The organism is Tabrizicola sp. (assembly GCF_031377265.1).
Classification (GTDB): domain Bacteria; phylum Pseudomonadota; class Alphaproteobacteria; order Rhodobacterales; family Rhodobacteraceae; genus JAUYQR01.
The window spans coordinates 1-19,346 of sequence record NZ_JANMET010000337.1; the positions used below are offsets into that span (position 1 = coordinate 1).

Consider the following 19,346-nt stretch of genomic DNA (forward strand, 5'->3'; position numbering starts at 1 on the left):
AGGCCCCAAGGTCCGACCCGGTGTTGGGCTCGGTGAAGACGGCTGTCGGCAGCACTTCACCACTCGCCAGCTTGGGCAGCCAATGTGCCTTCTGTTCCGCCGTGCCGCCGCAGAGGATGAGTTCCGCCGCGATCTCGGTTCGCGTCGCCAAAGACCCCACGCCGATATAGCCGCGCGACAGCTCCTCGCTGACCACCACCATCGAGGCTTTCGTCAGCCCGAACCCGCCGAACGCCTCCGGGATCGTCAGCCCGAACACGCCCAGTTCGGCCAGCTTGTCGATCACCGCCATCGGGATCAGTTCGTCGCGCAGGTGCCAGCCATGCGCATGCGGCACCACCTCGTCGTCGGCAAAGCGGCGGAACTGATCGCGGATCATCTCCAACTCGTCATCCAGCCCGGTCACGCCAAAGGTCGCACGGCCCTGGTTGTCGCGCATGCAGGCGACCAACTGCATCCGCGCGGCTGGGGTGTTACCCCCTGCCATCAGCGCCCGCGCCGCATCCCCGGGCTGCCAATCCAGCCCCATATCCGACAGCCGCGCCATCTCGCCCTGGCTCATCGGGATGCCGCCGGCGATCTGGCTCAGGTATTCGCCAAAGGCGATCTGCAGGATCAGTGCCTCCATCTCGCCAAAGCGCCCATCCGTCGAAATGCGCCCGGCCCAGGCCTGCATCTGACGCAACGCCTCCACATAAGTGGCCAGCCACGCCATGCCATGCGCCGCAGACTGGTGCGCCTCCATCGCTGGGGCCGAAACCTTGCCGCCCACCGTCACCTCGGCCCGCACCGCCGCGCGCGCAGCGGTGTCCAGCGCCTCCACCTCGGGCAGTGTGGCCATTGTCAGCGCAACAAGATCGGGCAGCACGGCGGATGGGGTCATGGTCTGGCCATCATGGGGCATCTGATCGCTCCGGTCACCTTGGGAATCTTCGCCCTTGGAGGTAAAGCCTTCGCAGTTGCAGCGCAACATACTTTCTCTGGGAATATTTGGTACGCATGAAAATGTCGCAGCGGATTTGCAGACTCGGCGAATCCGCTACTTCATGCAGCCTCAGCCGAGGGCAGCCGCCCGCACGTCCGCGTCGATGAACGGCACGTACTGACCAAAGTTGTCGGCGAACATGCCCACCAGCCGTTTTGCTTGCGCATCATAGGCGGCGGGATCCGCCCAGGTGCCGCGCGGGGTCAGCAATCCCTGATCCACCCCAGCCACCGCCACCGGCACCTCGAACCCGAACACCGGGTCGCGGCGGAAGGCGGCTGCGTTCAGCGAACCATCCAGCGCGGCAGACAGCAGCGCCCGTGTCGCCTTGATCGGCATCCGCGTGCCCTTGCCATAGGCACCGCCAGTCCAGCCGGTGTTGACCAGCCAGCACGTCACACCATGCTTGGCGATCTTTGCCTGCAACAGCTTGCCATACACCTCTGGACGGCGCGGCATGAACGGCGCGCCGAAACAGGTGGAGAACGTCGGCTGCGGTTCGGTCACCCCCCGCTCGGTCCCCGCCACCTTGGACGTGAAGCCGGACAGGAAATGATACATCGCCTGCGCCGGTGTCAGCCGCGCGATCGGGGGCAGCACGCCAAAGGCATCGCAGGTCAGCATCACCACATGGCGTGGATGCCCGCCCAGACCTGTGGCCGAAGCGTTGGAAATGGCCTCCAACGGATAGGCGCAGCGGGTGTTGTCCGTCAGCGAATTGTCGGCGAAATCGATCTCCAGCGTGTCGGGATCATAGACCATGTTCTCGATCACGGTGCCAAAGCGGCTGGTGGTGGCATAAATCTCCGGCTCGGCCTCGGGGTTCAGGTTGATGGTCTTGGCATAGCAACCACCCTCAAAGTTGAAGATGCCGCGATCCGACCAGCCATGTTCATCATCGCCAATCAGCGTGCGGTCGGGGGCGGCCGACAGCGTGGTCTTGCCGGTGCCCGACAGCCCGAAGAACACGGCCGCATCCACCGGGTTGCCTGCCGCGTGGTTGGCCGAGCAATGCATCGCCATCACGCCCTTTTCCGGCAACAGATAGTTCAGCACCGTAAATACGGCTTTCTTGTTTTCCCCCGCATAGGCGGTGTTGGCTATCAGCACGGTCTTTTCGTCAAAGTTCAGCACGATCACTGTCTCGCTCCGGCAACCGTGCCGGGCGGGGTCGGCCTTGAACGCAGGGCAGTTGATGATCGTCCAATCCGGGGTAAAGCGGTCAAGATCTGCGCGATCCGGGCGGCGCAGCAGGTGGCGGATGAACAGCCCGTGCCAGGCCAGTTCGGTCACCACCCGCACATCCAGCCGGTGCAGCGGGTCTGCCCCGGCATACAGATCCTGCACGAAAAGCTCACTGCCCTGCACATGCGCCAGCATGTCGGCCTTCAGGCGGGCGAAGGCATCGGCGGGCATTGCCGCGTTGTTGTCCCACCAGACAGTACCTTCAGTCAGCGGTGTGCGAACCACGAACTTGTCCTTGGGCGAACGCCCCGTAAAGCGCCCTGTGGCACACAAGAACGCGCCGCCGCGCCCAAGGCGCCCCTCGCCCCGCTTGACTGCTGCTTCCACCAGCGCGGCTTCGGTCAGGTTGTAATGTACCCGCCCAACCCCGGTGATGCCCTGATCATGCAGGCTGTGTCGCGGGATAAGGTGGTCTTGTGTCATTTCACATGCTCCCGGTGCCGCCCTTTCTGGGGGGGCAAGGTTTCGGTCGCGCCGCAGTGTGGTCACGGCGCGGCGCCCAGGTCGGGCCCCCATGATCGAGAGCCTGACCTTGGCTATAACATGATGTTTTCACATGGGAACAGCGCGCGAAGCAGGCGTTAGCGCAACCATCGGGACGTTAGCGCAACCAACTCCACCCGGCTGGCCTCCCGGGCGGAGAACCGCACGAATCGCGGCCAGAATGACACCCTCGGTGGCCCGTTGCGGGGGGGTGATTCGCTTTCCTGTTGATTATCCTGTCCGGAAAACCGACTATGGAGAAAATAATCAAATACCCGTGGCAGTTAAGGGGAACATCGCAAATGGCACGCATCGCCCTTGTGGACGACGACAGGAACATTCTGACATCGGTGGCCATGACTCTCGAAGCCGAGGGCTTTGAGGTGGAAATGTACAACGATGGGCAATCGGCAATGGAAGCTTTCAATCGCCGGATGCCGGACATGGCCGTTCTGGATATCAAGATGCCCAGGATGGACGGGATGGATCTGTTGCAGCGGATGCGGCAGAAGACCTCGATCCCGGTGATCTTCCTCACCTCGAAGGATGACGAGATCGACGAGGTTCTCGGCCTGCGCATGGGGGCGGACGACTATGTCAAAAAGCCCTTCTCGCAACGTCTGCTGGTCGAACGCATCCGTGCGCTGCTGCGCCGGCAAGAGGCGATCAGCACCAGCGAAGTCGGCACCACCGAAGAAACCAAGATGATGGAACGCGGCGCGCTGCGGATGGACCCGCTGCGTCATTCTGTGACGTGGAAGGGCCTTGAGGTATCGCTGACCGTTACCGAATTTCTGTTGCTGCAGGCGCTGGCGCAGCGGCCCGGCTTTGTGAAATCGCGCGATCAGCTGATGGACGTGGCCTATGACGATCAGGTCTATGTCGACGACCGCACGATCGACAGCCACATCAAGCGGCTGCGCAAGAAAATGCGCTCGGTCGATGATAACTTTACGGCAATCGAAACGCTGTACGGTATCGGTTACCGCTACAACGAAGAATGATGATTTGACAGAATGACCGCTGCACCACGGATTGCGATGGAGGAGTATCGACCGAAACGATCCGGCGACGTGCTGCTCGGGGAAGACTGGGTTTCCCCGGATGCCACGGTCGAACGGCTGAAGGACGGCCGTGGCCGAACTGGTTTTGCTGCCCTGAACCGCTCGCCTCTGGCGCGCAAGATCGTCGTGTTCAATCTCATGGCGCTGGTCATGCTGATTGTCGGCGTGCTGTTCATGAACCCGTTCCGGGAAAGCCTGGTGCTGCAGCGCGAACAAGGCATGGTCCGGCAGGCCGAACTTATTGCCGCCGTCTATGAAGGGCAGCTTCGGCAGGGCGCGGGGGTCATCGATTTCCGCGCCACCCTTGCAGACCTGAAGATCGACGCGACCGCCGAGGTTTTCATCTTTGATCCAACCGGCGGGCTGGTCGCCTCCAAAGTCGGTCAAGGCACCGATACGCTTGTCACCAATCCGGGGCGTCCAACCTTCATCACCGATCTTCTCGATGCCGTCTGGCGTGGCGTGACTGCGATCTTGCGCCAAAGCAGCCCCTCGCGCACCGAAACGGTGGATGCCGCCAAACTGGCCCGGGCATTGTTCCCCGAGGCCAAAAGCGGCGCCACCACTTCGCGCAAGGTCGAAGACGCCGAGGGCAGCGCGCTGTTCGCGGTGGCGGCTCCCATTATCTTGGGCAGGCAGGTGATGGGCGTGGTCACAGTCACCTCCAGCGCCGGCGAAATCGACCGGCTGGTCCGCTATGAGCGGGAACAGATTCTGCAGATCTTCGTGCTGGCGGTGATGGTCTCGGTCGGGCTTAGCCTGATGCTGGCATCGACCATTTCCAACCCGCTGTCCGACCTTGCCGCCGCAGCCGAGATCGGGCGCAATCGCGATGCTCGCCGCGTGTCCCCCAGCCGTGTGCGCATCCCCGACCTTGCGGCACGCCCGGACGAAATCGGCCGTCTTTCGGTGGCCATGCGCGGGATGGTGACTGCGCTTTATGACCGGATCGATGCGAACGAACAGTTCGCCGCCGACGTGGCGCATGAAATCAAGAACCCGCTGGCATCCCTGCGGTCGGCCATCGGATCGCTGCGCTTTGTCAAGAAAGAGGCGCAGCGCGACACGCTGCTTGATGTCATCGAACATGACGTGCGTCGCCTTGACCGGCTGGTCAGCGACATTTCCAACGCCTCGCGGCTGGATTCGGAACTGGTCAAGGAAGAGGAGGAGGAATTCAACCTTCTCAAGACCCTTTCTAACCTGTGCCAGTATCTCAGCCAGGAGGCGGGTGAAAAGGGGATCGATTTCATCATCGACCTGCCCGCGGACCCGATCGTCACGCATGGGTTGGAGGCGCGGCTGGCGCAGGTGTTCGTGAACCTTGTGACCAACGCGATCTCGTTCTGCGAAGATGGCGATGCGGTTCGGGTCTGGGCGCGGCGGCGTGATAACCGGGTGCTCGTCGTGGTCGAGGATACCGGTCCGGGCATTCCGGAACAGGCGCTGACCAAGATTTTCAAACGGTTCTACTCCGAACGCCCGCAGGGCGATTTCGGCAACCACTCCGGCCTTGGGCTGGCGATCTCGAAACAGATCGTCGAGGCGCATGGCGGGGTGATCTGGGCCGAGAACATCCGCCCGACCGCCGCAGACCCCACGTCCGAGCCATTGGGGGCGCGGTTCGTCATCGGTCTGCCGGTGTGACCGAAACCGCCAATCGCTCCGTTATGCATGCCAGTTGCGTTGCGGTGAAGGGGCGTGGGTTGCTGATTCTTGGCCCGTCAGGCGCGGGCAAGTCGTCGCTTGCGTTGCGCCTGATGGCGCTGGGCGCGGATCTGGTGGCCGATGACCGGACCGAGATTTACCGTGAGGGCGTGGGTGTTGTAGCGCGCTGTCCCCCCGCACTGCGCGGGCTGATCGAGGCGCGGGGCGTCGGCATTCTGCGCGCCGATTGTGTGGAACAGTCCGAAATCGCGCTGGTCGCAGACCTTGGCCAGCGCGAGCCTGACCGCATTCCGCTGCATCGCCGCATCACATTGCTGGGATACGACCTCGATCTTGTGCTGCAGCCGCAGAATGACCATTTCCCCGAGGCACTGATGCACTATCTGCGCTACGGGCGCCAATCTTGAAACGGGAACAAGCCCCGATCAACCCGCCCGTCCCGACGCCGCAAGGGTTTTACAATGACGGCTGACCCCAGCCTTGATCACAAACTCGTCCTGGTCACCGGCCCCTCAGGGGCGGGCCGGTCCACCGCCATCCATGCGCTTGAGGATATGGGCTATGAGGGCATCGACAACATCCCGCTCAGCCTCGTGCCGCGCCTGATTGACGGCCCGCCGCTCGGCCGCCCGATTGCCTTGGGCCTCGATGTCCGGAACCGGGATTTCAACGCCACCTCGCTGATCGAACTGATCGACACCCTGACCCGCGACCCCCGGCTGGCGCTGGAAGTGCTGTATCTTGACTGCGCGCCGGGCGAATTGATCCGCCGGTTTTCCGAAACCCGCAGGCGGCACCCGCTGGCCCCGGACGATTCGCCCGCCCTTGGGATCGAGCGCGAGATTGATCTCTTAGCCCCGATCAGGGTTCGGGCCGATCACCTGATCGACACCACTGATCAGTCACCACACGATCTGAAGGCCGAGATCGCGCGCTGGTTTGGCGCCGGTCCTGCCAGCCGACTTGCCGTCTCGGTGCAGTCGTTCAGCTACAAGCGGGGTGTACCGCGTGGGCTGGACATGATCTTCGACTGCCGGTTTCTGGCGAATCCCCATTGGTCGCCTGCATTGCGCCCCCTTGACGGCCGCGATGCCAGGGTCGAGTCGCACGTGCGCGCTGATCCCCGTTTTGACGAATTCTTCCTCAGGTTGCGCGATCTGCTGCTGTTTCTGCTTCCGGCCCATGTGGACGAGGGCAAGGCGCATCTCTCCATCGGCTTTGGCTGTACCGGGGGGCAACACAGGTCGGTTGCAGTTGCCGAATTGGTCGGGAAGGCGCTTGCAGAAGGCGGCTGGCCGGTGTCAAAACGACACCGGGAACTCGAACGCAAGGCGACCGCTGGTCAGCCTGACGCAACAAAGGGTGCAGGCGCTTGATCGGTATCGTGATCGTCGCACATGGCGGGTTGGCGCGAGAGTATCTCTTGGCCGTCGAACATGTCGTGGGCAAACAGGACGGGGTGCGTGTCGTGGCCATCGAAGATGACCATGACCGCACCGCCAAGCAGATGGAGATCTGTGATGCAGCCGATTCTGTTGATACGGGTCAGGGCGTCGTGCTGGTGACCGACATGTTCGGTGGATCGCCGTCCAACCTGTCGCTTCCGGCCTGCGCCACCACCGGGCGCCGCATCCTTTACGGCGCAAATTTGCCGATGCTGATCAAGCTGGCGAAATCGCGCGACTTGCCGGTGCCCGATGCGGTGGCGGCTGCTTTGGATGCCGGGCGCAAGTACATCAACTCGCTCGATCTGGGCGGGGGCGCGTGATGTGACCGACCGGGTACTTCGGATCATCAATGAAAAGGGCCTGCACGCGCGGGCCTCGGCCAAATTCGTCGAAGTGGTCGAGGCGCACGATGCCGCCGCCGAGGTTGTCAAGGACGGGTTGTCCGTCGCCGGTGACAGCATCATGGGGCTTTTGATGTTGGCAGCTTCGCGGGGAACCTCTATTGAGGTTCGTACATCCGGGACAGAAGCGGGGAAGCTCGCCGATGCGCTGGAGGCTTTGGTTGCTGCTCGCTTCGGGGAGGAGTATTGAAGTGTACTGGGGATGAAGGCAGTCGCTTCGTGACGGAACAGTCGCAAATCGGAACAGCGGGAAAGCCGCTAGAGGGCGCGTCCGTGACCAGCACGGCAGAGCGTGCCTATGACATGCGCCGCCTCAGCTATGCCGGAACCTTCTCAAATCCGTTCAAAGCACAGACAATCCGCACCATCGAATGGCTGACAGCCAAGATCACGCTGCTCCGCCTGATCCGGCAGTTTGAACGGTCCGGCGCACCTTTCGGCTCGCCCTTCTGGCCAAAGGCGATTCGCCAGATGGGCATCCGCATCGACACGCCGCCCGAAGAAATTGCCCATATCCCCGCCACTGGGCCGCTGGTCGTCGTTTCAAATCATCCGCATGGCTTGGTTGACGGAATGGTTTTGGCTGAAATGATCAATCGCGTCCGGTCCGATTTCAAGATCCTGACCCGTTCGCTGCTGACCGGCATCCCTGAAGTGGCCGAGTTCATGATTCCAGTCCCCTTCCCGCACGAAGACAACGCCCGCGAACTGGGCTTGCAGATGCGCGAAGAAACCATGGGGCATCTGAAGGCGGGCGGCGTGATCATCCTGTTTCCGGCGGGCAAGGTCGCGATGTCGGAAACCTGGTTCGGCCCCGCGATCGAGGCGGAATGGAACGTCTTCACCCACAAGATGATCGCGAAAAGCGGCGCCACGATCCTGCCGGTACACTTCACCGGCCGCAACAGCCGCACCTTCCTGATTGCCAACAAGATTTCCGATACGCTGCGTCAGGGCCTGCTCCTATACGAAATCAAACGCGCCCTCTTCAAACCCCAACGCCCCTTCATCGGCGAACCGATCCCGGCATCGGAGCTGGACAAATGGGACGGCAACCCGAGGGGGTTCCTGGCGTGGCTGAGGGAGCATACGCTGGCGCTGGGGAGGTAGTTACATCTCCATTCAGTCTCGCCGATCTACGACCGACGAAAATCCATCGTCCAGTTCGTCTCCCAGGAGATGCCCCCATCCAAGGACATGGCTTGCTCCCAGCGCGGAGTTGCGGTGTCCGTATGAAGCCAAAGAAATCTGACAAGGACAGGCTGGCCGTTCAGCGAATCCTCGGCAAGGAACGTGCCGACCCCGTTCTCGAATCTTCCGATCACAGGCACGTCCAAGCTGTGTGGTGTCTGCGCAGAAAGCCACCAGATCGCCCAGCTTTGCCTTTTCTCATCGAAAGAGCGGATGGCTATTGCCCGATAGGTTCCGCTTGGGAAGTTGATGACGTTGTCTTCCACATTGCCGTTGCCCCCCAGGACATGGCTGGTCGCTGAGGTGCCGTCGAACTCTTCCCAGTTCTGGCATCCGACAAGCCGGTCTTTCAATCGGCGATGCCGAACAAGCCACCCGCCGATTTCAAAATCAAAATCCGAAGATACCATCAGATCGCCCTCACTGTGTTGCGGTGTCCAATGTCACCGCGTCGGCACCGGCACTTCGCCCCGGTAATCATAAAACCCCCGCTGCGTCTTGCGGCCCAGCCATCCTGCTTCGACATATTTCGTTAGCAGCGGACAAGGGCGGTACTTGGTATCCGCCAGCCCGTCATGCAGCACGTTCATGATCGCCAGACACGTATCCAGCCCAATGAAATCCGCCAGCTCCAGCGGCCCCATCGGGTGATTGGCCCCCAGCTTCAGCGACTCGTCGATGCTTTTCACCGATCCCACGCCCTCATACAGCGTATAGACCGCCTCGTTGATCATCGGCATCAGGATACGGTTGACGATGAAGGCCGGGAAATCCTCGGCACTTGCCGCCGTCTTCCCCAGCTTCTTCACCACCTCGTGCAGCGTCTCCCAGGTTTCCTGATCGGTGGCGATGCCGCGGATCAGCTCCACCAGTTGCATCACCGGCACCGGGTTCATGAAATGAAACCCCATGAACTTTTCCGGCCGGTCGGTGCGGCTGGCCAGCCGGGTGATCGAGATCGACGAGGTGTTCGAGGTCAGGATCGTGGTCGGTTTCAGATGCGGCAGAAGGTCCTCGAAGATCGCCTGCTTCACCGTCTCGCGTTCGGTGGCAGCCTCGATGATCAGGTCGCATTGCCCCAGATCGGCCAGTTTCAGTGTGGTCTTGATCCGCTCCATCGCGGCGCGCTTGTCCGCCGCCAGAACCTTGCCGCGCACCACTTGCCGTTCGATGTTGCGGTCAATAGTGGCCAGCGCCTTGGCAAGACCGTCTTCCGAGATGTCGGTCATCAGTACGTCATATCCAGCCAGCGCAAACACATGCGCGATGCCGCTGCCCATCTGGCCCGCGCCGACCACGCCCACTTGCCGGATGTCCATGCCAAAGCCTCCTGATCACCGAAAAAGCTTATGCCCGTCCGCACCCGTGGGTGCAAGGATCGGAAAGTCGTTACAGTTCTAGTCAATCGCCGCGCTTTAGCCTTTCGGAAACCTGTTTCCGCCACGGTTGCGCTTGGGTGTTAGATGAATTGGGTGGTGGGATGTCTTATGGTTTCGCAGGCGCGGGGGCGCCTGACTATTTTCCATGTCGTTATGGCATGTCACGCTCGGTGTTTCGGGGGCCGCGCCGGGACCTGTCTGGCGCCTATCTGGCGATGATCGGCGGGTCGCAGACCTTTGGCAAATATGTCACCGCCCCGTTTCCGACGCTGGTGGAAGAGGCGATGGGTGTTCCCGTGGCCAATCTTGGCGGGCTGAACGCCGGCCCGGAATTCTATCTGGCAGATCCTGAAACATTGGCCATTGCGCGTGGCGCGCGGCTGGCCGTGGTGCAGATCACCGGGGCCGAAGCTTTGTCGAACCGCTATTACACGGTGCACAGCCGCCGCAATGACCGCTTTCTTGGCGCCACCCCGGCGCTGCGCGCCCTGTACCCTGAGGTGGAGTTTACCGACATCCACTTCACCCGCCACCTCTTGCTGGTCTTACAGGCGGCGGGGGTTGACCGGTTCGCCAAGGTGGTGGCGGCGCTGAAATCCACCTGGATTGACAGGATGCGCACGCTGTTGTCGCACCTGCCGCGCCAACGCATTCTACTGTGGATGGCCGATGATCCCGTGCCCGACAATGCCACACAGCTTGATCCCGGCACGCCCTTCGCGGGGCCCGGTCCGCTGCTGGTCGACGGCGCGATGGTCGCGGCACTCCTGCCAGAGGTTTCAACTTTCCTGCAAGTGGTTCCCAGTGCGGCGGCCCGTGCCGAAGGCGTGCGCCGGATGCAGTTCCCGGAAAGTGCCCAGCACTCCGCCCACTGTCTGCCCGGTGCCACCGCGCACCGCGAGGCGGCGGAGGCGTTGATACCGGCGATCTTGCGGGTGGTCTGAGCAAACGAAAAGGGGCCGCAATCGCGGCCCCTTTCGGTTCAGCTTCATCCAGATGTCACAGCTTGGCGATCAGTTCCGGCACGGCAGTGAACAGGTCCGCCACCAGCCCGTAATCGGCGACCTGAAAGATCGGCGCCTCTTCGTCCTTGTTGATCGCCACGATCACCTTGCTGTCTTTCATGCCCGCCAGATGCTGGATCGCACCGGAAATGCCGACCGCCACATACAGATCAGGCGCCACCACCTTGCCGGTCTGACCAACCTGCCAGTCGTTCGGCGCATAGCCCGAATCCACCGCCGCGCGCGAGGCACCGACCGCGGCACCCAGCTTGTCGGCCAGCGTTTCGATCATCGCGAAATCGGCCTGCGAGCCGACGCCGCGCCCACCGGAAACCACGATCCCCGCGCTGGTCAGCTCCGGCCGGTCCGACGAGGCGACCTTGTCGGCCACCCAGGTCGACAGGCTGCCATCAGCCGCCGTCGTGATCTTTTCGACCGGTGCGTTGCCGCCGGTTCCGGCCGCATCGAACGTCGCGGTGCGGATCGTCATCACCTTGGTCGCATCCGACGATTTCACCGTCTGGATCGCGTTTCCGGCATAGATCGGGCGCTCGAACGTGTCCGCGTCGATCACCGTCAGCACTTCGGAAATCACCATCACATCCAGCAACGCCGCCACCCGCGGCAGCACCGATTTGGAAAACGCCCCCGAAGCCGCCACGATATGGCTGTAATCGCCCGCCAGCGATACGATCAACGCCGAGGTCGGTTCCGCCATCGCGTGGCAATAGACATGCGCGTCGGCGAACAGCACCTTGGCCACGCCCGCCAGCGTTGCCGCCTCGGCCGCCGCCGCATCGCCACCCATGCCCGCCACCAGCACCGTCACCGGACCCAAAGCCTTGACCGCCGTCAGCGCCTTGGCCACCTGATCGGTCGCAAGCTGGCCCTCAATCACATCTGCAATCAGAAGAACGGCCATCTCAGATCACCCCTGCTTCATCGCGCAACTTTGCGATCAACTCATCCACCGAGGCGACCCGGACGCCAGCCTTGCGGCCCGCCGGTTCCACGGTCTTCAGCACCGCCAGACGCGGTGCCACGTCAACGCCGTAATCCGCAGGCGTCTTCATCGCCATCGGCTTGGCCTTGGCCTTCATGATGTTGGGAAGGCTGGCATAACGCGGGTCGTTCAGCCGCAGATCGACGGTAATGATCGCCGGCATTTTCAGGCTGATCGTCTGCAACCCGCCGTCCACTTCGCGGGTGATGGTCGCTGTGTCGCCGGTCACCGCCACTTCGGATGCGAACGTGCCCTGCGACCAACCCAGCAGTGCTGACAACATCTGCCCGGTGGCGTTCATGTCATTGTCGATCGCCTGCTTGCCGCACAGCACCAGCCCCGGCGCCTCTTCGCGCACCACGGCGGCCAGCAGCTTGGCCACGGCCAGCGGTTCGATGTCGACATGTACGTTGTCCGTCGCCTCGATCAGGATGGCGCGGTCCGCCCCCATCGCCAGCGCGTTACGCAGGGTTTCCTGCGCCTGTTTGACGCCGATGGACACCACGATCACCTCGGTGGCGATCCCTTTTTCCTTCAGGCGGATCGCCTCTTCCACCGCGATCTCGTCAAACGGGTTCATCGACATTTTCACGTTGGCCAGATCGACGCCCGTGCCATCCGCCTTGACGCGAACCTTCACGTTATAGTCGATCACGCGCTTTACGGGCACGAGCACCTTCATCGGCGTTGATCTCCATCCAGGGGGCCAGATGCCCCGGTAATGCTGTCTGGCGCGTGGATACCGCGTTCAGGCGCCTCGCAACAGACCAAAACCGACAGCAATCCGCGTCCGGACGTCGCGTTTCTTGGTCTAGCGCGTCAGCCCCGGCACCCACAGCACGTCATCCTTGCCGTCGTTGTTGGCGATGCGCCCGGCCACAAAGAACCAGTCCGACAACCGGTTGAGGTATTTGACCGCCTCCGGGTTCACATCCTCCATCGTCGCGGTTTCCACCACCAGCCGCTCGGCGCGGCGGCAGACGGTGCGGCACAGGTGCAACTGCGCGGCCAGCGCCGAACCGCCGGGCAGGATGAAACTGCGCAACGGCGTCAGTTTGGTGTTCATTGCGTCGATCTCGGTCTCCAGCCGCAGCACCTGCGGCTCGATGATCCTAAGCGCCGGGTACTCCCGCGTCGCGTCCAGATGCCGGTCGGGGGTACACAGATCCGCGCCCAGATCGAACAGATCGTTGGAGATGCGCTTCAGCGCTGCATCCATCTCGCCGGTGGAATGCTGCCGCGCCAGCCCGACGGTGGCGTTGGTTTCATCCACCGTGCCATAGGCGCTGACCCGGACCGAATGCTTGGCCACCCGCGCGCCGTTGCCCAGCGCGGTCTCGCCGGCATCCCCGGTCTTGGTGTAGATTTTCGACAGAACAACCATCAGTTGCCTCCACTGCGCAGCCACGCGAAACCGACGATCAGGATCACCGCCACGAACTGCGCGCCAAGCCGCCAGCGCATGATCTTGTTGGCGTTCTTGCGGTTGAACTCGCCGCCTTTGGCAAAGGTGCCAATGCCGAACACAAGGATCGCCAGCACCACAAGGCAGGCGACGGTGGCAAAGATGAAAAGCGGGTCTGACAGCATGGGTGTCTCCTTTGATGCCAGATGTAGGGGCGGTCAGCGCAAAAGCGAACCCCAAATGCACTTAGCCCCAGGCGATCAGCCGGTCCAGCGCCCAGGTTGGCAGAATGCGGCGCGCGACACCCATCATATAGGTCGGCGTTGTCACGAAATACCGCGCTTTCGGGCGGCGGTTTTCCAGCGCCCGGATCAGCTTTGCCGTCACTGCCGAAGGCGGCAATTCGAACGCGTCGGGCTTGGTCTTGGCGTCATACAAACGGCCCCGCAACGCCGCATATTCCGCCGACCGGGCCGAGGCTTGCCAGTCGATCCACCGCTCGAAATGCGGGATCGCGTTTTCGCGGATGCGGGTGGTGATCGGCCCCGGTTCGATCAGGATCACCTCCACCCCGGTACCCTTCATCTCGATCCGCATCACGTCCGAAAGGCCCTCCATCGCGAACTTGGTCGCCACATAGGCCCCCCGCCATTTCATCCCCACCAGCCCCAGCACTGACGAGCAGTTGATGATCCGCCCCGCCCCTTGAGCCCGCATCGCCGGAATCACCCGCCGCGCCAGATCGTGATAGCCAAACAGGTTGACCTCGAAAATCGCCCGCAGCGCTGCACGCGGCAGGTCTTCAACGGCAGCCGGGCAGGCAAACGCGCCATTGTTGAACAGCGCATCCAGCGTGCCGCCGGTGCGCCCGAACACCTCGGCCACCGCTGTCTCGATGCTGGCCTCGTCGGCATAATCCAGCACAAAGCTTTCCAGCCCCTCGGCCCGCAGCCTTGCGCAATCAACCTCTTGCCGGCAGGTGGCAAACACCCGCCAGCCGCGCTGCCGCAAGGTGCGCGCTGCATCAAGCCCGATGCCGGACGAGCAGCCAGTGATCAGAATGGATTTCGCCGTCATCAAAGGTGCCCCGCCGGTTTTGCGCCTGCCTAGGGCAAAACCGCCGCCTTGCAAACCTTTGTCAGTAGATCAGGGGGCCGACGCGCTGAGGAAACGCAGCGCAACATAGCCTTCCATCCCGTCGCCCTGAATGACGATGCGCGCCCATTCGCCGTCAACATCGGTGATCACGAGTGCCGCCTCACCAGCGCCCAGCTTGCCCAACACCGCTGCATCGGTTGACGGGCCTTCGCGCACATTCACCGATGACGCCGTCACATACATGATGTCGCCCTCGCTGCCTTCGGCGGCAACCGGTAGCGCTTGTGGTTCCACGGCATCTTGCAGCCGCTCGGTTGGCAATGCCGACAGGGTGAACACCGGGTCTTCCAACACCTGCACCACTTCGCGCGGCGGGGTGATCACGGCAGAGGCAAGCGTCGCTTCCGGCTTGGCGGGCTTTGGCGGTTTGGTGGCAGCGACTTCTTTCTTCGCCTTCGGTGCCTCGATTGCCGCGGGCGCTGGCGCGGCTGTCTTGACCGGGGCTTCTGTCAACGGGTGCAGCTTTGCCTCGGCAGCGGCCTTGGCCAGACCGGGGCGCAACTGACCGTTGTCCCCGCCCGCGACGAGCAAGGCCATGAACATCGAAACACACAACAACACCGTCAAACGGAACATTCGGGACCACCGGGGAAAAGCGCGCAGGAACAGGTCTTACCACATCTGGCGAAAGGTTTGAGTCAAAAATGCACTTATCGCGGGGATTGCCAGCCAATTCCCGCCGCTTACACTCTGGACCAAAACCGACACTCGTCATACACAACATGCATGATGACCGACGACGAAAACCCCAAGATCGAGGCTATGACAACCTCGGAACCGCTGTCGCGGGCCATTGGCGAACGCTATCTGACCTATGCGCTTTCCACGATCATGCACCGCGCTTTGCCCGACGCGCGTGACGGGCTGAAGCCGGTACACCGGCGCATCCTCTATGCGATGCGCGAATTGCGCCTGACCGCGACCTCGGCGTTTCGCAAGTCTGCCAAGATTTCTGGCGACGTGATGGGCAACTACCACCCGCACGGCGATGTGGCGATTTACGATGCGATGGCGCGGCTGGCGCAGGACTTCAACGTCCGCTACCCGCTGGTCGACGGGCAGGGCAACTTCGGTAACATCGACGGCGATAACCCGGCCGCCAGCCGCTATACCGAGGCGCGCCTGACGGCGATTGCCGAAACCCTGATGGAAGGGTTGGCCGAAAACTGCGTCGACTTCCGCCCCAACTATGACGGCACGCTGGAAGAGCCGGTGGTCATGCCCGCCGCCTTCCCGAACCTCTTGGCCAACGGCTCGTCCGGCATCGCCGTGGGCATGGCCACCAACATTCCGCCGCACAATCTGGATGAACTGATCCAGGGTTGCCATGCGATGCTGCGCGATCCTGATCTGTCCAATGAGGCCCTTGTCGCCTTGATCCCCGGCCCGGATTTCCCGACTGGCGGGGTGATCGTCGAACCCGCTGCCAACATTCTTGACGCCTACGCCACCGGGCGCGGCAGTTTCCGGCTCCGCGCCAAATGGCAGGTCGAAGATCTGGGCCGTGGCACATGGCAGATCGTGGTCACCGAAATCCCCTATCAGGTGCAGAAATCGCGGCTGATCGAAAAGCTGGCCGAACTGATTCAGCTGAAGAAGGTGCCACTGCTGGCTGACGTGCGCGACGAATCTGCCGATGACGTCCGCTTGATCCTTGAACCGCGGGTCCGCACCGTTGATCCCGATGTGTTGATGGGCATGCTGTTCAAGAACTCCGACCTTGAGATTCGCTTCTCGCTCAACATGAACGTGCTGATCGACGGCAAGGTGCCGCGCGTCTGTTCGCTGAAAGAGGTGCTGCGCGCCTTCCTCGACCACCGCCGCGAGGTCCTGAAACGCCGCTCAGTGCACCGCGTTGAAAAGATCGACCACCGGCTGGAGATTCTTGAAGGCTTCATCATCACCTTCCTGAACCTTGACCGCGTAATTGACATTATCCGATATGACACCGATCCGAAGGCCGCGTTGATGGCCGAAGATTGGTCGAAATCGCACATCCGCGCCACGTCGGAAAAAGACTATCGCCCCCCAGCCATGGGCGAGGGTGAGCTGACCGACCTGCAGGCCGAAGCCATCCTGAACATGCGCCTGCGCTCCTTGCGGCGGCTGGAAGAGATGGAGCTTCTGGCCGAACGCGACGCGCTGATGCTGGAACGCGCCGGCCTTGCCGATCTTCTGGAAAGCGACCGCCTGCAGTGGAAGCAGATCGGCGTGGAGCTGGAAGCGATCCGCAAAGCCTTTGGCAAGACCACCAAACTTGGCGCCCGCCGCACCCAATTGGCCGAGGCGCAGGAATTCGAAGACATTCCCTACGAGGCGATGATTGAACGCGAACCGATCACCGTGATCTGCTCGAAAATGGGCTGGATCCGCGCGATGAAGGGTCATGCCGACCTTGGCGTCGAGCAGAAGTTCAAGGATGGCGACGGCCCTCGCTTTGCCTTCCACGCCGAAACCACCGACAAGATCTTGCTCGTTGCCGCCAATGGTCGGTTCTTTACCCTGCTTGGTGCCAACCTGCCCGGCGGGCGCGGCATGGGCGAACCGGTGCGCCTGATGGTCGATCTGCCCAATGACACCGAAATCGTCGATCTGATGATCTACCGCGCGGGCGAGAAACTGCTGGTCGCGTCTTCGGCGGGGGATGGTTTCATCGTGCCGTCCGAAGAACTGGTTGCCCAGACCAAGGCCGGCAAACAGGTGCTGACGGTGCGCGACGGCACCCGCACCGCCGTCTGCGTACCGGTGCGCGGCGATACGATTGCGGTGGTTGGTGACAACCGCAAAATGCTGGTTTTCCCGCTGGCCGAACTGCCGGAAATGGCCAAGGGCAAGGGCGTGCGGTTGCAAAAGTACAAGGACGGCGGGTTGTCGGATGCGATCACCTTCACCCTGGCCGATGGTCTGACCTGGAAAGACCCCGCTGGCCGCACCCGCACCGAAACCGACCTTGCCGAATGGCAGGGCGCGCGGGCCAGCGCCGGCAAGATGGCCCCGCGCGGCTTTCCGCGCGACAACCGTTTTACCTGAGGCGCGCAATCGCTGGCTAAATCTTCTCCACCCCCAGCCACACCCCGCCCTCTGGCCGCAGGGTCAGGATCATCACCGGCTTCGGCACCTTTCCCGCGATCGGCGTAAAACGAAACCGCGACAGCAACGTCGCCAGAATGATCACCGCCTCCTGCAGCGCAAAGCTTGCGCCAATGCAGATGCGCGGGCCATCGCCAAACGGCAGGTAGGCGAAGCGGTCCACCGGTTGGGCAAACCGCGCCGGATCGAAGGCATCAGGATTGTCCCATAACTGGTGATGCCGGTGCAATGCATAGATCGGCAGCATCACCGTGTCGCCGGGGTGAATTTCCACCCCGCACAGCTCGTCTCGCGCCAAAGCGGTGCGCGACAGAAACCCGGCGGGCGGATACAGCCGCAAGGCCTCGTCGACGATCCGCCGCACCAGCGGCAGCTGCGCCACATCAGCCGCCGTCGCCGCCCGGCCCGCAAGCACGCCCCGCGCCTCCTCCCGCGCAGCCGCTTGCACCCCTTGGTCAAAGGCGCACAGATACAGCGCCCAGGCCAGCGTCAAGGCCGTCGTCTCATGCCCGGCGACGATGAAGGTCAACAGGTTGTCGCGCAGTTCCGGCGTGGTCATCTGCCGCCCCGACGCCGGGTCCGACCCCGCCAGCAGCAGGTCCAGCAGGTCCGGCACCCCCTGATGCCCGTCGCGCCGCCGCGCCTCGATCGCCTGATCGGCCACGCGTTTGGTCTCGCGCATCGCCGTGCCGGTCATCAGCCGCCCCGGTCGCGGCACCCAGGCCGGTGCCCCAAGGATATCCAGGATCGACAGCTTTGCCGTCTGCCCGATGTAATCCTCGATGGCGCGGTGCACGGCAGCGCGGTCAAACCCTTCCCCTCCCGAAATCGTCACATCCGCGATCACCTCGAAAGTCGCGCGTACCATCTCGTCAAAGCAATCCACCGCCCGGCCCGCGCTTTGCCCGATCCGCTCGGCCGCGCGTTCCGCCGCTGCCGTCATCACCGGGGCCAGCGCACTCACATTGCGGTGCGAAAAGACCGGCGCCGCGGTCCGGCGTTGCCACAGCCATTCCGCCCCCTCGGCCACGAACAGACTGTCGCCGATGGCTGGTTCAAGGATCAGTTTGGTCACAACCGATTTCGGATAATCCTCCATCCGGTCCCGCAAGATGCGTTTCAGGGCCGTGGGGTCCATCACCATATGCCAGCGCTTTCCGGTCGCGCCTGACACGATGGGCTGCCGGGTTGCCACCTCAGGGATCAGTTCCAGCACGTTTCGCCGCGCCGCCCTGAGCGAGCCCCAGACCCCCAGTTCCACGTTGTTCAAAGGCACTCTGACTGGCAGGGTCATGGGGGCTATGGGCGTGATCACGGTCATCGCATCTGCTCCGCTTTTGTCAGGACGATACGCCTGCCGCGCGCGATACCCATGCGACATGATTGCGCACTGGGCATCTGACTGCGCGGGCCGAAGCGATCGGTTCGCCCTATTGGATCAGCTTGCAGGTCATTACCGCTTCTTTGCCCGCGAATTCCGAAAGGGGCCCGTCAACCAGACCGCAATCGATCAGGTTGTTTTCGTCTGACACCCGCGCGGTGAAAACATTCACGTTCACCAACGGCTCGATCACCGTCGTCAGTGGGGCGGCAGCCAGCGTCTGGCCAAGGACAAAGGTCTGCTCCACCGGAAACACGGTGTATTCCTCGCTCGTCAGATAGATCCGGCCACGCTCGTCGGCCTTATCGCCATGGCCGGGTGCGGGCTCGCCCTCCCAATAGGCCGCCAGCATGATGAACTCGCCGCGCTCTTGCAGTGCCGCCTGGGCCGCAGGCTCCAGCACCACGCGCACCGTCACGGTCTGCGCGCCGCCCGCCACCG

The 19,346-nt window shown here is 62.8% G+C and carries 21 protein-coding genes; 9 read left to right on the top strand and 12 right to left on the bottom strand.

Going from position 1 to position 19,346, the window contains the following annotated elements; translation table 11 throughout:
• Positions 1-904, bottom strand: a 904-nt coding sequence (locus RMO18_RS18045) for an acyl-CoA dehydrogenase family protein (RefSeq protein WP_309667792.1), incomplete at its 3' end; no start/stop codon positions are given.
• A gap of 150 nt (positions 905-1,054) precedes the next feature.
• Positions 1,055-2,653 carry a phosphoenolpyruvate carboxykinase gene (locus tag RMO18_RS18050; RefSeq protein ID WP_309667793.1) on the bottom strand — a complete coding sequence of 533 codons (1,599 nt, stop codon included), beginning with the start codon at positions 2,651-2,653 and terminating at the stop codon, positions 1,055-1,057.
• A 362-nt stretch (positions 2,654-3,015) separates the two neighbouring features.
• On the opposite strand from RMO18_RS18050, the gene RMO18_RS18055 reads away from it, so the two are divergent.
• The 7 genes from RMO18_RS18055 (at position 3,016) to RMO18_RS18085 (ending at position 8,404) form a co-directional block, all read left to right on the top strand.
• Positions 3,016-3,717, top strand: a complete 702-nt coding sequence (locus tag RMO18_RS18055; RefSeq protein WP_309667796.1) for a response regulator transcription factor — start codon at positions 3,016-3,018, stop codon at positions 3,715-3,717.
• A gap of 12 nt (positions 3,718-3,729) precedes the next feature.
• Entirely contained in the window at positions 3,730-5,424 is a 1,695-nt protein-coding gene (locus tag RMO18_RS18060) for a sensor histidine kinase (RefSeq protein ID WP_309667798.1), read from the top strand.
• Positions 5,421-5,852: an HPr kinase/phosphatase C-terminal domain-containing protein gene (locus RMO18_RS18065; RefSeq protein WP_309667799.1), complete on the top strand. Its 432-nt coding sequence runs from the start codon at positions 5,421-5,423 to the stop codon at positions 5,850-5,852. The genes RMO18_RS18060 and RMO18_RS18065 overlap by 4 nt, the downstream gene beginning before the upstream one ends.
• A 54-nt stretch (positions 5,853-5,906) precedes the next feature.
• Positions 5,907-6,821 carry an RNase adapter RapZ gene (gene rapZ / locus RMO18_RS18070; RefSeq protein ID WP_309667801.1) on the top strand — a complete coding sequence of 305 codons (915 nt, stop codon included), beginning with the start codon at positions 5,907-5,909 and terminating at the stop codon, positions 6,819-6,821.
• Complete coding sequence (locus tag RMO18_RS18075) at positions 6,818-7,213, top strand: PTS fructose transporter subunit IIA (protein ID WP_309667802.1); 396 nt, start codon at positions 6,818-6,820, stop codon at positions 7,211-7,213. The genes rapZ and RMO18_RS18075 overlap by 4 nt, the downstream gene beginning before the upstream one ends.
• A 1-nt stretch (position 7,214) precedes the next feature.
• Complete coding sequence (locus RMO18_RS18080; RefSeq protein ID WP_309667804.1) at positions 7,215-7,484, top strand: HPr family phosphocarrier protein; 270 nt, start codon at positions 7,215-7,217, stop codon at positions 7,482-7,484.
• An 83-nt stretch (positions 7,485-7,567) separates the two neighbouring features.
• Positions 7,568-8,404 carry a lysophospholipid acyltransferase family protein gene (locus tag RMO18_RS18085; RefSeq protein WP_309667806.1) on the top strand — a complete coding sequence of 279 codons (837 nt, stop codon included), beginning with the start codon at positions 7,568-7,570 and terminating at the stop codon, positions 8,402-8,404.
• A gap of 26 nt (positions 8,405-8,430) precedes the next feature.
• Here RMO18_RS18085 and RMO18_RS18090 read toward each other — a convergent pair whose 3' ends face one another.
• Both RMO18_RS18090 and RMO18_RS18095 read right to left on the bottom strand, forming a co-directional pair.
• Positions 8,431-8,895, bottom strand: a complete 465-nt coding sequence (locus tag RMO18_RS18090) for a DUF1579 domain-containing protein (protein ID WP_309667808.1) — start codon at positions 8,893-8,895, stop codon at positions 8,431-8,433.
• Positions 8,896-8,928: 33 nt separating this feature from the next.
• The gene (locus RMO18_RS18095; protein WP_309667809.1) at positions 8,929-9,804 is read right to left on the bottom strand and encodes a 3-hydroxybutyryl-CoA dehydrogenase; all 876 of its coding nucleotides are present in this window, start codon (positions 9,802-9,804) and stop codon (positions 8,929-8,931) included.
• 161 nt (positions 9,805-9,965) lie between these two features.
• Between RMO18_RS18095 and RMO18_RS18100 the strand changes: the two genes are divergently transcribed.
• On the top strand, positions 9,966-10,808 hold the full coding sequence (locus RMO18_RS18100; protein ID WP_309667822.1) for a DUF6473 family protein: 843 nt from the start codon (positions 9,966-9,968) through the stop codon (positions 10,806-10,808).
• 55 nt (positions 10,809-10,863) lie between these two features.
• On the opposite strand, the gene RMO18_RS18105 is transcribed toward RMO18_RS18100, so the two are convergent.
• From RMO18_RS18105 to RMO18_RS18130, 6 genes are all read right to left on the bottom strand, one after another.
• Positions 10,864-11,790 (bottom strand): FAD-binding protein, encoded by a 927-nt coding sequence (locus RMO18_RS18105; RefSeq protein ID WP_309667810.1) that lies wholly within the window; start codon positions 11,788-11,790, stop codon positions 10,864-10,866.
• A gap of 1 nt (position 11,791) precedes the next feature.
• Positions 11,792-12,553: an electron transfer flavoprotein subunit beta/FixA family protein gene (locus tag RMO18_RS18110; protein WP_309667812.1), complete on the bottom strand. Its 762-nt coding sequence runs from the start codon at positions 12,551-12,553 to the stop codon at positions 11,792-11,794.
• Between the two features lie 129 nt (positions 12,554-12,682).
• Positions 12,683-13,255, bottom strand: coding sequence for a cob(I)yrinic acid a,c-diamide adenosyltransferase (locus RMO18_RS18115; RefSeq protein ID WP_309667813.1), 573 nt, complete (start codon positions 13,253-13,255; stop codon positions 12,683-12,685).
• A complete protein-coding gene (locus tag RMO18_RS18120) occupies positions 13,255-13,461 on the bottom strand; it encodes a twin transmembrane helix small protein (RefSeq protein ID WP_309667815.1) in 207 nt (68 codons plus the stop codon). Before RMO18_RS18120 ends, RMO18_RS18115 begins: the two co-directional genes overlap by 1 nt.
• 61 nt (positions 13,462-13,522) lie before the next feature.
• Positions 13,523-14,353 carry an SDR family NAD(P)-dependent oxidoreductase gene (locus tag RMO18_RS18125; RefSeq protein WP_309667816.1) on the bottom strand — a complete coding sequence of 277 codons (831 nt, stop codon included), beginning with the start codon at positions 14,351-14,353 and terminating at the stop codon, positions 13,523-13,525.
• Positions 14,354-14,422: 69 nt separating this feature from the next.
• Positions 14,423-15,010, bottom strand: coding sequence for an SH3 domain-containing protein (locus tag RMO18_RS18130; protein ID WP_309667817.1), 588 nt, complete (start codon positions 15,008-15,010; stop codon positions 14,423-14,425).
• Positions 15,011-15,163: 153 nt separating this feature from the next.
• Between RMO18_RS18130 and RMO18_RS18135 the strand changes: the two genes are divergently transcribed.
• Positions 15,164-17,464: a DNA topoisomerase IV subunit A gene (locus RMO18_RS18135; protein ID WP_309667823.1), complete on the top strand. Its 2,301-nt coding sequence runs from the start codon at positions 15,164-15,166 to the stop codon at positions 17,462-17,464.
• Between the two features lie 16 nt (positions 17,465-17,480).
• Here RMO18_RS18135 and RMO18_RS18140 read toward each other — a convergent pair whose 3' ends face one another.
• Together RMO18_RS18140 and RMO18_RS18145 are read right to left on the bottom strand one after the other, a co-directional pair.
• Positions 17,481-18,845 (bottom strand): cytochrome P450, encoded by a 1,365-nt coding sequence (locus tag RMO18_RS18140; RefSeq protein WP_309667819.1) that lies wholly within the window; start codon positions 18,843-18,845, stop codon positions 17,481-17,483.
• Positions 18,846-18,954: 109 nt separating this feature from the next.
• The coding region (locus tag RMO18_RS18145; RefSeq protein ID WP_309667820.1) for a hypothetical protein at positions 18,955-19,346 on the bottom strand (392 nt) is incomplete at its 5' end.